Origin of the sequence: Pseudoleptotrichia goodfellowii, assembly GCF_007990505.1 — a bacterium.
Taxonomy (GTDB): Bacteria; Fusobacteriota; Fusobacteriia; order Fusobacteriales; family Leptotrichiaceae; genus Pseudoleptotrichia; species Pseudoleptotrichia goodfellowii.
The window spans coordinates 1,156,772-1,171,326 of sequence record NZ_AP019822.1 but is presented as its reverse complement, the minus strand read 5'-3'; the positions used below and the strand labels follow the sequence as shown (position 1 = coordinate 1,171,326).

The following is a 14,555-nucleotide window of genomic DNA, read 5'->3' as shown; positions in this document are numbered from 1 at the left end:
CTCTAATCTTCATTTATTTTCCCTTTATTTTTCCACATTGTCGTAATATACACAAAAGGTGTGTCCAGTAATGCAATCAATACTTTCAGGAAATATGTGGAAAATATAATTACGATTATAACATCCAACGGATAAATTCCTGTAAATGCCAAAAATGTAAATACAATATTATCAAGTATTTGACTCAACATTGTACTCGCATTATTTCTAATCCATATATCCTGAAAACTCGGACGAATCTTTCTTATAGCCTGATAAGACCATATATCAAAAGCCTGTGAAGCTGCAAATCCGCATACACTGGCTATTGCGATTCTCGGCAAAAATCCGAATACTTGAGATAAAGGTCCTTGCATAACATCACTCGGTGCTGCCTGAATTTTTAAAACAATCTGCATAATAAATGTCGTAAAAAGCATCGAAGCAAATCCCAGTGAAACCACTTTTTTTGCATATTTCTTTCCTTCATTTTCAGAAAGTATATCCGATGCCAAATAAATTCCTCCGAATGCAATATTCCCCATAGTTGTATCAACACCGAACAGTGTCATCATTTTACCTACCTGAATATTGGCAACAACAATAGAAAGCGGAACAATAGCAAGCAATCCCGACTTTCCCCAAAATCTGTAAGCTAAAATAACAGCCGTAAAATTCAATATTAAGTACCCCAGCCATAAAAGTTCATTTGTTCCGAATTGGAAATTTCTAAAAAATTCTAACATTTTATCCTCCATTTTTATTTTTTAAAAAAAATGTATCGCCCTTTTTGACAACGATACATTTTAAAATTCTGTTATCTTATAAAGGTTTTTTTTATAGATGGTATTTCCCAAACATCTTTCTTTTTTACATATATTTGACTAAAAGTTCTGAACAAAATATTTTTATGTTCATTTTTCTTTTTAGAACTTTCATATTATAATAAGGTTTTTTCTATTTGTCAAATTTTTTTGTTTTTAATTCCCTTATTTTTACTTCTTTTATTCTTTTTCATATTTTTTAAGTAATTTCAGTATGCTTTCTGTCCTTTTACCTCCGATTTTATCGAGTACCTTGTATATATACTCTCTTTCATCTTCAGTCACTTTAAAACTTATCGTTTTATCTCTTTCTCTGCCTGTAGGTTTTCTCCCCGCTCCCTTTCTTATCCCCCCTCTTTTTTCATTATTTTCCATATTATAAATTCCCTTCTTGACTTCTTAACCCGATTAGTGTATAATATTTTTAAGAAGTTCATGCAGTTAAGCCCCTAAAATTTTGCGAGTAGGGGTTACTTTTTTTTATAAAGAATATATAATAATAAAATCAGGTTAATTACTGATAAAACTGTATTTATATATTGTAACATAATATCACTTCCCTTTATTTATTAGTAGAGAGGGGGAAAAGCCCCTCCGTATCGATTATTTTCGTGTCTTCAAAAAATAATCAACTGTAATAGCTATGGTGCATATGTTTGCGAGCAATGCGATTACTTCTGTTAAATTCATGCAGTAATTCACCTCCTCTCTACATACTTATAATATCGCATTCAAAAATAAAAGTCAACCCCTTTTATCAAAAAAATAGAGTCTTTTAAAACTCTATTTTTCAGTATATTTTTTATCTTTTTACATAATACACTATTTTTAATTACTTAACAAGCATAACCGTAGGAACTGAAGGAACTCTGCGTCCTAATTTATTTCCCGGCGAAGAATTTCCAAGCCAGTCATATATAAATTTAATCTGATCATCATAATGTCTTATACATTTATGTGATTCAGGGAAAGTTCCTATTTTTCTTGCAGTAACTGCTTTTCTTGATTTTCTTGTTTCTTTAGGTTCAAATAACGAAGGTATACTGTGCATATATCCACCGCCACTGAATCTGACAGCGTTATTGGCATCTCCTACAACAGTTTTATTATCTGACCCTGTATACTGCATTACAGGTTTTGAATAAGCTATCAAAAATGTTCCGTAAGGAGTTGCATAAGAATTTCCCGCATCTTTTCCTGTTGTAACAAACGATGTAGTTACTACATTCCAAGTATTTGCATTGGTATTTTTCTCTATAATCATTTCATTTTGACTATGTCTGTCAACGTATATAAATCTTGTGATTTCTCCTGTTATTTTACTATCTTTTAAAAGTGATTTTTTAGACTTTTTCAGATAATAAGTACCGTTATCATAAGCATCGACTTTTACTTTCAAATATTTGTCGGTTTCTTCCAAAATTGTCATCATAGTTCTGTCAGGCAGATTTATAAACTCTTTGAAGTCTGCACCTAAATATCCTCTTTCACTTTGATTTTCCCTGTTTCCGAACTTATCTTTGGACGAACCGCTACCGCCGCCTAAAGGCACATAATCATCAAGAACATATATTGTTTGACCTTTTGAAACTGCTTCATTAACAAATTTATTAGTTTTTTCGACTTTTTTCATCATGTCCTGCCAGTCAAATTCTCTTTTAACAGCGACAGAGTTTAATACATATCCCAATTTTCCGTCAAAATAAACTTCATACCATTCTGCTGTTCCGCCTTTGGCATTTGTCTTAACTTTTCCGACTACTTTATATTTATGCCCGTAGCTTGCTTTTTTTATGGATGCTGCATTTGCATTAGGCTCTCTTCTTATACTTGTAGCAGTTTTTATAAAAATAAATTCATCCATATCTCTCGGAGAATTTTTTGCATATTTATAATCAAAAGTCAAATTTTTAGGTCTTTCTTTTAAATAATAAGTTACATAAGGATAAGGTCCTTTTATTAATTCTTCTTTTTTGTCTACAGGTTTACCGTCGACTTTTTGTATCTCCTTATCTGTCTGCTCGTCAGGAATTACTTCCTTAGGATTTTTTCCTGTTTCTTTCAAATCCTGAGGAACTGTCGCCTTATCCTCTACTTCTTTTCCTACATTTTGAGTAGGAGGAATTAGAGGCTTATCATTTTTAACAGGCTGTTTATTCTGAGTATTGGGTTGCACATTTGTAACTGTTGTATTAACAGGCTTTGAAGTCGTTTTTATTTTTTTCGGGTAATTTTTTACAAATTCTCTGGAAAAATTATTAAAATCTTTCTGAAAATTCCCTCTTTCAAATATTTTTTCAACAGTCTGCCCTTTTACAGCTTTATTACTGTCATCATTGACATAAGGAGTAAATTTTGTATAAATTTTATCATTCTGTTCCGAATACTCAATTACCAGTTTGTCTTTCTTTCCGTCTTTATCAAGATCCGGTGTCATTTCTACAGTTTTCCAGTTTTTTAAAGTTCCCGTATTCACAGGAGCTGTTCCTAAAGGAGCTGCATACATTAAAGATGACATCAAAATGATCATCCCTAAAAGCTGTAATTTTCTTAATTTCATAATTCACCTCGTAAATATTATAATTTGCTATAATACAACTGCTATCACAGGTTCATCAGGTATTGTATTATCTCTTTCTTTTGTTGTACTGCTTCCGTTTATCCAATTTACTATAAATTCTATCTGATCGTCATAATGTCTTACACATTTATGGGATTCCTTATACGTTCCTATTTTTGAGGCAGTGTAAGCTTTTGTAGATGCTGAAGCACCGTATGAAACCGGTATTCCGTGCATATAAGCCCCTCCGCTGAATCTTACCGCATACTGAGCTTCTCCCGCTATAACCAATCCTTCTTTTCCTGCACTTTTTCTCGTATCTCCTTCTCTCTGTCTTCCCGTAAACAGCATATAAGGTCTTGTAAATGCTATTAAAAAAGCTCCGTGAGGTGTTTCATACGAAGAATAACCGTCATCTTTTCCTGTCGTTACAAAAGAATAGGAAATTATCGAGAAATTATTTGTATCTTTAATTCTTTGAAGTACGGCTTCAGTCTGATTATTAGGGTCAATAGCAATAAATTTATTTACCTGTGTTTCCAAGTTCCATTTTTTCATTATTTCAGGATTATCAGCTATATAGTAAGGACCGCCGTATAAAGGAGTTTCTATTTTCAACATATCGTTTTCTTTCCCGATTATTTTAAAAATAGTCTGATCCGGTATATTTATTATCTCACCTTTTTTATCAGGATTTATATATCCTGTTATACTTTGATTTCTTCTGTTTCCGAACTTGTCTTTTTCGCTGTAAATATCATTGGCAAGAGGTCTGTATTGGGTAATTATGTATAAATCACTTTTATCTTTCATCGCATTATTTATAAAATAGTTTACTTTTTCTATTTTTGAATGCATTTCATCCCAATAAAATCCCCTTCTTTGAATAGTTCCCGATACTCCGGAAACATATCCTTTGACTTTACTCTTATCTTTACCTTCCTGCATTTCTGTAAAATACCACGCAGTGTGTTTATTATCTTTTTCGGACAAAAATTCCAGCAATATTCTCGGTTTGTCTTTATAATGAGCTGTATATGCAACTCCCGAATGATGTTGAGGGCTTTGATTAAATACAGTTGTTTTTTTAACAAATATAAAATTATCCAAGTCTTTAGGAGAATGTTTGTCAAATTTCATATCAAAAACAATCTGCTCATTAGTATTGTCATCAAGTAATCTCACATATCTGACTTCACCTTTTTCCAAGTCTTTAGAATAATCTTCGTAATGTTCTTTAACTTTTTTCAGCATATCTTCAGCTCTTTTTACAGAAAAAATATTAATATCTTCTTTTAAAGGAATTTGATAAGCAAATCTGTACTTACCGTCTTCCATAATATAAACAGAAATAACAGCTTTAACACTGAACTCGCCTTTTTTAGAATTTACAAGAACTTTCTCTTTTATTCCATCTTTATTAAAATCATATTCAAAAATATCCGAATCAAATCCCGATACTGTAATATTTTCAGAAAACTCTACCGGAACCTGAAGTTTCTCCATTGAGAATAAGTTTAAATTGCAGAACAAAACAAATCCAACCAATAGTATTACTTTTCTCATCATATAGTTTCTCTCTCCTTAATCATCTTAACCTTTCAATATATATTTATTCGTTTGCACATTTGTTTGTATATTATGTAAATATTTTATCATATGTTTTTAATATTTTCAACAATAAAATGTGTTTTTTAACTTTTATTTTCCAACAATTCTCTTGACCAATCAAAAAAATCAATCTTTCAATTTTAAAGCACAGAAACATCTTTATTTATTGATATAAAAATTCTCATAACAAAGATTTTCTTTTGACATATAAAATTTTAGATTGATTTTTATTAAAACATTAAAAATATTAATTGTTAAGTTTCAAATTTAGAATGAAGGAATTACACTTCCTGAATATTTTTCTTCCAAATATTTTTTAACTTTTTCACTTTGTAATGCTTTTACAAGTTTTTGTATTTTTTCTTCATTTTCTCTTCCTTTTAATACAGTCACGATATTTACGTAAGGAGAGTCTTTATCTTCTATAAATATAGTATCGTCTTTAAAGGAAAGTTTAGCATCTAAAGCAAAGTTACTGTTTATAATAGCTGCTGTAACTTCTGAAAGTCTTGGAGCCAGTTGTTCAGGTGCCAACTGTTCTATTTTTATTTTTTTATTATTTTCAACTATATCCGCTACTGTAGAATCCAATTTTGTATTATCTTTCAATTTTAATACTCCTGCTTTATCAAGTAATATTAAAGCTCTTCCTCCGTTTGTAGGATCGTTAGGTATTAAAATAGTGTCTCCTTCTTTCAAATCATTTATATTTTTGATTTTTTTCGAGTAAATAGCCATAGGTTCCAAATGTATTTTTCCTACTGATACCAGTTCCATATTATTTTTCTTTGCAAATTCTTCCATATAAGGAATATGCTGGAAGAAGTTTGCATCCAGACTTTTATCTGCCAATCCTTTATTCGGTTGAACATAGTCGTTAAACTGAACTATTTCCAAATCAATCCCTTCATTTTTCAAATCATCCTTTACCAATTCAAGTAATTCCTGATGAGGTACCGGAGTAGCTCCTACCACTAATTTTTCAGTTTTTTTAGGTTCTTCGGCACTTCCTTTCTGATCTTTCGTTTCTTCTTTCTTTCCACCGCACGATAACACAAATAACAGTGTCAGTACTCCCAATAATAATAGTTTTTTCATTTCGATTTCCTCCTGTAATTTTAGATTTATATAATATAATAATTTATATCCTGATTAAAATGCCGGTATTATTACATCTTTGTATTTTTCTTCTATGTATTTTTTCACTTTTTCCGACTGTAATGCTTTTAACAGTTTCTGTATCTTTTCTTCGTTTTCTCTCCCTTTTAATGTAGCCAGTACATTTACATAAGGAGAATCTTTATCTTCAGACAGTATTCCGTTATCTTTAGGGTTAAGCCCGCTGTCCAAAGCATAACTTCCTGTAATGAAAGCAGCATCCGCCTCTTTGTATCTCGGTGCAATCTGCTCTGCCGATAATTCTACAAATTTAAGATTTTTCGTATTTTCAACTATATCCGATAATTTTGAGTCAAGTTTTGTGTTATCTTTTAATTTTATCAATCCTTTTTTATCAAGTAATAACAACGCTCTTGTCAAATTTGTAGGATCATTGGGAATAAATATCGTAGCACCGTCTTTCAGTTCTTCCAATGATTTGACCTTATCCGAGTAAAGTGCCATTGTCGGCAAGTACACTTTTCCTACCGCCGCCATTTCAAAATTATTCTTTTTCCCGAAATTATTCATGTAAGGTGTGTGCTGAAACAGATTCGCATCCACGCTTTTATCCTGAAGAGCTTTATTCGGCTGTACATAGTCATTGAAAATAACTACTTCGAGATCTATCCCCTCTTTTTTCAAATCATCTTTTACAAGTGTTACCAATTCTCCTGCCGGAATCGGTGTTGCCGCCACTGTCAATTTTTCATTTTATTTTTTACTTTCTTTTTTCTCTCCGCAAGATACTGCAAAAATCAATGCAACTGTTAAAAATAAAATTATTTTTTTCATATTTTTGTGACTCCTTTCATTTATTTTGTTCTCTTTTTATTTATAATTTTCACAAAAAAGTCTCCTATAAACTGGATTATTTGAACCAGTATAATTATAACTATTGTTGCCTGCCACATTATTTCAGGATTTGATCTCGTATAGCCATCTACAACAGCAGAGTTTCCTAGTCCTCCTCCTCCAATCGAACCGGCTATTGCCGAATATCCGATTAAGCTTATTATTGTCAATGTCAAGCCGTGAATTAATGCAGGCATTGCTTCGGGTATCATAACTTTAATGATTATTTCCCAAGTCGTCGCTCCCATTGATTTTGATGCTTCAATCAGACCTTCGTCCACTTCTTTTAATGCTCCTTCTATTATTCTCGCTACAAAAGGAGCCGCTCCCAAAGATAAAGGAACTATAAATGCAATACTTCCGTAAGATTTATGTACTATCATTCTGGATAACGGTATAAGGAGCACCATTAATATTACGAAAGGTATGGATCTTGTAATGTTTACCAATATCATATCAAGTATTTTATGCAAAGTTTTATTCGGCTTGACACCTTTTGAATCACTGACAACGAGTAGCACTCCTATCGGAAGTCCTATTAGAAGAGATACGGCTGTCGCTATTGCAACCATATATATTGTTTCCCAAAGAGGTATCAGCATATTATTAAATTGTAAAAATTTTACCCAGTCAAATCTCACTATAATACCTCCAATTCTACATTATTCATTTCAAGCCATTTTAATATAACGTCTATTTTTTCTTTTTCTGCAATAATTTCTACCGTCAGATGACCTACTACCGTATCACTCAGCTTATCAATAGAGCCGCCTAATATACTTATTTCTGCATCGTATTTTTTTATTATTTCCGCAATATAAGGTTTATCAACCTGTTCTTCAGTAAATTTTAGCTTTAACTTGATTCTTCCTTCGTTTTTTTCTTTTCCGCTATTTTTTTCTTCTACTTCAAAGTCGTCATTGTGGGATATATTCGCTACAAACTCTTTTGCCAAAGAACTTTTAGGATTTAAGAATATATCTCTTGTTTTTCCCTCTTCTATAATTTTGCCGTCAGACATTATAGCCGCTTTATTACAAATTTTTCTTATTACTTCCATTTGATGTGTAATAAGTATTATTGTTATGCCGAATTTTTTATTTATATCTTTCAGTAAATCCAATATAGAATTTGTAGTTCTTGGATCCAAAGCACTCGTTGCCTCATCCGAAAGGAGTATTTCGGGATTATTTGCCAAAGCTCTTGCTATTGCTACCCTTTGTTTCTGTCCTCCTGATAACTGTTCAGGGTAATTATATTTTTTTGAAGTCAATCCTACGATTTCCAATAGTTCATCTACTCTTGCATTTATCTCGTTTTTTCCCCAGCCTGATATTTCCAGAGGAAACGCAATATTTCCGGCTACATTTCTTGAATTTAAAAGATTAAAATGCTGAAATATCATTCCCGTTTTTTTTCTGTATTCTCTAAGTTCATCCTGTTGAAAATACATTATGTCTTTCTTCTCGATGCTTTTTTTATCTTTTACAATATGATTTACAAGTATTTCTCCAGATGTAGGTTCTTCCAGTCTGTTTATAAGTCTTATCAATGTCGACTTCCCGGCACCGCTAAGTCCCATTATCCCGTAAACATCTCCTTTTTCAATCTCAAGATTTACTCCATCTACGGCTTTTAATTCTTTTCCCTCACTCGTCTTATATATTTTCACCAAATTATTCAGTGTAATAAATTTTTCCATGATCACCTCTTAATATAATTTTGACTTTTAAATTTTTTCAGAAAAAAAGCTCTCATTTTTCCTGAGAGCTTTTTCTATTTATTTACAAAAGATTTAGCATCACAGGTACAATTCTTATCAATACAACATAAGCCTGTACCCGTTACTTCAGCACAAACTTAATACCTATGACATACACATCGCTTCTCTAAATCTTTTCATTTTTATTTCCTCCAAAATTTTTACTAATTTTTCTATAAGGTTATTATATGTTATTATATTCCAAAAGTCAATAATTTCAAATATATATGTTTTTAAAATGAGCTATAATTTTTATATATAATTAAAACATTATGCTCATTTTTTCTACTCTCTATGAACATTAAATCCTGTAGCCTGTTTTGTCGCCATTATGGTAATGTCCGATATTTGAACATGCTTAGGCTGATTTGCCGAATATAGTACTATATCCGCTATATCTTCAGGTTTCAATGCCTCTACACCTTTATACACATTGCCGGCTTTTTCTTTATCCCCGTAAAATCTGACTTCGCTGAAATCAGTTTCCACAATTCCCGGCTGTATTGTTGTTACTTTTATATTTTTATCTATTGTATCTATTCTTATTCCGTCACTTAAAAATCTCACTGCAACTTTTGTAGCACAGTAAACCGCTCCGTTTGCATAAGAGTACATGCCTGCAGTAGAGCCTATGTTTATTATATGACCTGAATTTTGCGAAATCATATTCGGTATTATTTCTCTTGTCACATACAAAAGCCCTTTTACATTGGTATTCAGCATTATTTCCATATCACTTATACTGTAATCCTGAAATTTATCCAATCCCAATGCAAGTCCGGCATTATTAATCAACACATCAATATGTATGTTTCTGTTTACAGCCTCTTTCACAACAGAAACAACTTCCTCATAAACTGTAACATCAAGTTTATAAATATCAACTTTCACATCGTATTTACTTTCAATATCTTTTTTGATTTCCTCAAGTTTTTCAAGCCTTCTTGCACACAGTATAAGATTATCTCCGTTTTTACCGAAAGCATAAGTGATTGCTTTCCCTATTCCGCTTGAAGCTCCTGTAATAAATACATTTCTTTTCATATAAAAACCTCCGAATTATATATAACTTGCCATATCAAGCAACTTATACTCGTATCCCATATTTTCAAACATATTTTTTCTGTAAATTATTGATTTATAAGCGGTATTCCCTGAAAAATTATTTACACTGTTCAAATCTATAAGTATTTTTGCTTTTTCATCATTTTTATCTTTAACTGCATACTCCAGAGTAAATCCTCCGATTTTATAGTTTTTCACTATTTCATCATTTTCTCCGACTTTTATTTCATTTTTTATAATCTCAATAATTTTTTTATCTGTATCTTCTATTTTTTCATAAAGAATATTTGTATTTTTCATTTTATCTCCCGATAAAACTTCCAAAATTCTGCTTTCCGCTTCTCTGTCATTTTCAGAAACGGCTTTTGCATAAGCAAGATATGCGTAAAATATTCCTCTTCCGTTATTTCCATTTTTAATAACTTCATTTTCCCAACTGTTTATGTTTTCATCAGGAATGGAAGTAAACACGGAAAATCTGTATTTTGCTCTTGTTATAAGCACGTTCAGCAGTTTATACCCTTTATTCTGATTATTCAACGGTCCGAAATTTTGAATAAATTTACCTTCTTCACTTTTACCGAAAGTAGTCGAAAGGAGCATTATATCCCTTTCATCTCCCTGAACATTTTCCAGATTTTTGACAAACATATTATTTTCAAGAAGCTGATTATATCTGTTTTTCGTTTCTTCATTATCATTTTTTCTCAGATAGTTGTTTATTTTATTGACTATGTTATTTTTCTGTTCCAGATTTAACGTAACAATTCCTACACTCGGCAATTTCCCGTCTATAAGTACTTTCTCTCCGAATATATATTCTACAATTTTATCAGCTTCGTCATCATTTTTTCTTGCCTTATATATTCCGTCCACTTTAAAATATTCTATCGGAATGTATTCTTTTTTTTCAGGCATCGGAACGAGTCTTGATTCATAAAAAGCAGCATTGGAAAAATTAATCAGTTTAGGATGCTTTGATCTGTAATGAAAATCCAAATACGACATAATAACGTCATCTTTTAAATTATTTACATAATCAAGCAAAGATTTACTATCCGACAAAAACAACGTTTCTTCGTCTATTTCTTTATTTTCTGTCAATCCGGTCTGTTCCGTTTCCGCCCCGAAATAATTTGAAGGCGGCATTTGATGAATATCCCCTGAAACAATCTTATATTTTCCTCTCATCATTGAAGGTAAGACTTCTTCGAGTTTCAACTGACTCGCTTCATCAAAAACAACCAGATCGAAAATTCCTTCCTGTAAAGGGAAAACAGCACTGCATGTATTCGGATCAGTCATAATTATCGGAAACATATCTTTGAAAAAATTAACATTCGTTGCCACTATTTCTCTCAGTGTATTGATTTTTCCATATTTGGCATTTTTTCTCAAATTATAAAGCATTTTTATATTTTCGCCTGTTCCCATATTGCTCAATGCTCTTTTTCTTATATCATTCCAGTATTTTTTAATTCTGTATCTTTGATTTTCAGTAATATATTTATCATTTTCGATTAATTTCGGTATATTTATTCCGAAATCTTTGTATCTTTGATTTTTCAAATCGCTATTCTGTAATAACGAATAATAATAAGATGTTGTTAAAAATTCAGGCTTATCATTTATCCCTTTTTCTTCCGAATATTTTATAAAGTTATTTATAAATGCTTCATCTTCTTTGGAAATACTGTCATTTTTCTTTTCGTCTATAAAACTTATGAATTCTTTTCTGTTATTTATTATTTCATTCAGCATGTCCGAAAACTCTTTCAGTTCCTTTAAATAAACTCCGTAATCATGCTCCGAAAATCTTTTATTTATATATTTTCCGTTATAATTTCGGACTTTTTGTGAATCCGAATAAATATCATTCCATGCATTTTTTATTTCTCTTATTTTGGCATTGAATATAGAAAATACAGATACTTTAAGTTTATTTGCTCCGTATGAATTTTTAAATTCATCACCGTATTTTTCTAAATTCTGCTCCACAATAGAAATCAACTTTTTAAGATTTTCCAAAGTGTCCGACGTTTCACTGAAAAATATTTCATAAGAAGAAATTTGCCCTAATTTCTCGTTATAAATATTTTCAAATTTCTGAATATTGGAAATATTACCTATTTTTGACAAAAGATTATCTATTCTGTCCAAAATTTTATAAATACTGTTTATGTCGTTCTTTGTCGTGTCCACATAGTAATAATCACTATAGTTTTTATCTTCCAGATATTTTATTGCGGTATCGTTTATACTGGAAGAATCATCTGATTTTAAAGGTTTTTTCAGTAAATTCTGATGTTCGTTATATTTATTTTTCAGATCTTTATAGCTGTTGACAGTATATTCATATTTCTGCTCATCGTACTGCTCTGTTTTAGGGAATTTTTCTTCCAAATCTCTTACTCTTTTAACTATAGCTTTTCTGTCTGCAGCAGGATCATTGAGCATTGCTGTCAAATCCCCCAGTCCCAACTCTGCCAGTTTTTCGTAAATAACATCAAGGGCAGTCTTTTTCTCACATACGACCAGTATATTTGCACCATTTTCAAGAGCATTTGTTATAATCGCAGTCAAAGTTTGACTTTTTCCCGTTCCCGGAGGTCCCTGTATTATCTTATACTGGGTATTTGTAAGAGTTTCCACAACATTCTGCTGACTCGGATCTGTTGAAACCGAGCTGTTTTTATTTGTCATCTGAAAATCATCTCTGTCGGATACATTAAACTTGAATTTATTGAAATTTTCTCTCAAATCGTTAAAATCCTGAATTATCCCCTCGTTCTGTCTTTTAAAAAGCCCCAATATTCCTCCATAAAATATAAAAGGTTTTTCTATCCCTTTTTTATCAATCTCCTCGGCTTTTTCAGGAAATTTTTCCAGTTTGAATTCTTCCGAAAAGTCTATTTTCAGCTTTTCATTTATTTTTTCGATTATTTTTTTTATTTCTTCAAAAGTCAATACAGATTTCTCATTTTCTTCAATTTCGTCCGAATAAACATCAGACAGACTTATTTTATCATCGGAAAGAAGTTGTATAAGCAAAACTTTATTAATTTCAACTTCAGAATTTTCTTCTCTTGAAATGATAAATTCATTCATATCCGTTTTTGATCTTTTTATATCGAGTTTCCATATAAATAAAGGAGATTTCATCACTGATTTTGTTTTATTATTCTGCTTTACAAGAATAGGATAACCTAACGCAAAACTGCTGATCCCTTCTTCTCTGAACATATTCATATTTTCATTGAACAGATATTGTATTTTTCTTTCAACAGTTTCATTTTTCTCATCATTGGTCAATTTAATCTTTACATTAAAAGTATCTTTGCTGAATAAATTTTCAAAAAAAACTTTGGAAAAATTACTGTTTATTTTATCCAGTTCCGACAAATCCATTCTTGCCCTATATCTTCCGGGCATTGCACTCAAGTAGATACTTCTCATTGAGCCCACATTCAGTTTTTCTGATAATAAATTTAAAAAATCAATGTTCATATTTCCTCCATATTTTTAAAATAACATCTATTGATTAACCGCATTTTTTCTGTGTATTTTACTCATTCCTATAATTACTAAAATAACACTTCCTATTACCATTTGGTAAAACAGGTTATCATAATTTTTCGTCTTGTCTACTACATATCCGAATACTAAAGGCATAATACCTCCAAGTACATAACCGATCGCCTGAACTACTCCTGTTATAACTCCTGCTTCTTCTGAATTTTCCGAATATTCCAGAGGCAATATCATCGCAATAGGGAAGGAGCCTCCAAGTCCTATGGACATGAGAGTAATTATTATTATAGCTGTTATAATATTTGTTTCAAATAAAACAGGTATCAAAGAGCCCAATGCCATGGACCCTGCACTGAAAGTTCCCCATTTTCTTGCACTTCCTATTTTGTGCATCAGCACGGGAATAATAAATCCGAATGCCATTTGCATCGCCACATAAAAAGTAAGTAAGGAAATTGTGTATTCTTCTTTTATTCCTCTATCTTTTAAAAACGGTATAAGCCATGCCGAAAAGCCGTAAAATATACCCGACTGTACTCCGAAAAACATTATCATTTTCCAGATATTAATGTCCGTAAAATCTATTTTCACATGGATTTTTTCAGTATTTTCGGTACTTTCTTCAGGAGAAAATATAATCCATACTATCCCTGCCGCTATTGAAATAATCCCCCATACAGCCAATCCCCATTGCCAGTTCCACAAGTCGGTAATTCCTTTTGTAGTATTTGATACGACAAGAGAACCTATTCCCATAGCTGACGAGTATATTCCTATAAGAATACTTCCGTGATCAGGAAATTCTTTTTTTATAAATCCTGATAACAACGGACCTATTATTGCAATGGAAAATCCTATGCAAAAAGTAGTTATAAGCAAAAATACATAATCATTTACAAAACCTCTCGCAAGAGTCCCTATTCCCAACACTAAAAGTAATGCAAATATACTTTTTCTCATTCCGTATTTTTCCTGCACTTTTCCTACAAGAAAAGCAAATATTCCCATACATATAACAGGCATTCCCGTCAGTAAACTTACTTCTAAATTAGACAGCTTCAAACTTTCCTGTATTATTAACTGAATAGGCGGAACACTCGATATTCCCAATCTTAGATTAAATGCCACTATAAAAATCAAAAGGGCATAACTGTAATTAAACTTTTTCATATTTCTACCAATTTCTCCAATTTCTATTTTAATTTTTTGT

10 protein-coding genes and 1 pseudogene are annotated in these 14,555 nt (G+C 31.4%); all 11 read right to left on the bottom strand.

What is annotated here, in order from left to right; translation table 11 throughout:
* Nucleotides 1–2: 2 nt before the first annotated feature.
* The 11 genes and pseudogenes from FVE72_RS05850 to FVE72_RS05800 all read right to left on the bottom strand — a co-directional run bounded on the left by FVE72_RS05850 (nt 3) and on the right by FVE72_RS05800 (nt 14,515).
* The gene (locus FVE72_RS05850) at nt 3–725 is read right to left on the bottom strand and encodes a queuosine precursor transporter (RefSeq protein WP_026737627.1); all 723 of its coding nucleotides are present in this window, start codon (nt 723–725) and stop codon (nt 3–5) included.
* Nucleotides 726–983: 258 nt separating this feature from the next.
* On the bottom strand, nt 984–1,178 hold the full coding sequence (locus FVE72_RS05845; protein ID WP_006806271.1) for a hypothetical protein: 195 nt from the start codon (nt 1,176–1,178) through the stop codon (nt 984–986).
* Between the two features lie 457 nt (nt 1,179–1,635).
* Nucleotides 1,636–3,363: a L,D-transpeptidase family protein gene (locus FVE72_RS05840; protein ID WP_026737626.1), complete on the bottom strand. Its 1,728-nt coding sequence runs from the start codon at nt 3,361–3,363 to the stop codon at nt 1,636–1,638.
* 27 nt (nt 3,364–3,390) lie between these two features.
* Complete coding sequence (locus FVE72_RS05835; RefSeq protein WP_051411757.1) at nt 3,391–4,932, bottom strand: L,D-transpeptidase family protein; 1,542 nt, start codon at nt 4,930–4,932, stop codon at nt 3,391–3,393.
* A 309-nt stretch (nt 4,933–5,241) separates the two neighbouring features.
* The gene (locus FVE72_RS05830; RefSeq protein WP_026737625.1) at nt 5,242–6,072 is read right to left on the bottom strand and encodes a MetQ/NlpA family ABC transporter substrate-binding protein; all 831 of its coding nucleotides are present in this window, start codon (nt 6,070–6,072) and stop codon (nt 5,242–5,244) included.
* A 54-nt stretch (nt 6,073–6,126) separates the two neighbouring features.
* Nucleotides 6,127–6,927, bottom strand: a pseudogene (locus tag FVE72_RS05825) (MetQ/NlpA family ABC transporter substrate-binding protein).
* Nucleotides 6,928–6,947: 20 nt separating this feature from the next.
* Entirely contained in the window at nt 6,948–7,589 is a 642-nt protein-coding gene (locus tag FVE72_RS05820; protein WP_051411809.1) for a methionine ABC transporter permease, read from the bottom strand.
* A gap of 38 nt (nt 7,590–7,627) precedes the next feature.
* Complete coding sequence (locus FVE72_RS05815; protein ID WP_146966445.1) at nt 7,628–8,689, bottom strand: methionine ABC transporter ATP-binding protein; 1,062 nt, start codon at nt 8,687–8,689, stop codon at nt 7,628–7,630.
* Nucleotides 8,690–9,034: 345 nt separating this feature from the next.
* A complete protein-coding gene (locus FVE72_RS05810) occupies nt 9,035–9,793 on the bottom strand; it encodes an SDR family NAD(P)-dependent oxidoreductase (protein ID WP_026737623.1) in 759 nt (252 codons plus the stop codon).
* 15 nt (nt 9,794–9,808) lie between these two features.
* The gene (locus FVE72_RS05805) at nt 9,809–13,321 is read right to left on the bottom strand and encodes an AAA domain-containing protein (protein WP_146966443.1); all 3,513 of its coding nucleotides are present in this window, start codon (nt 13,319–13,321) and stop codon (nt 9,809–9,811) included.
* Between the two features lie 27 nt (nt 13,322–13,348).
* Nucleotides 13,349–14,515 carry an MFS transporter gene (locus FVE72_RS05800; protein ID WP_026737618.1) on the bottom strand — a complete coding sequence of 389 codons (1,167 nt, stop codon included), beginning with the start codon at nt 14,513–14,515 and terminating at the stop codon, nt 13,349–13,351.
* Nucleotides 14,516–14,555 lie beyond the last annotated feature (40 nt).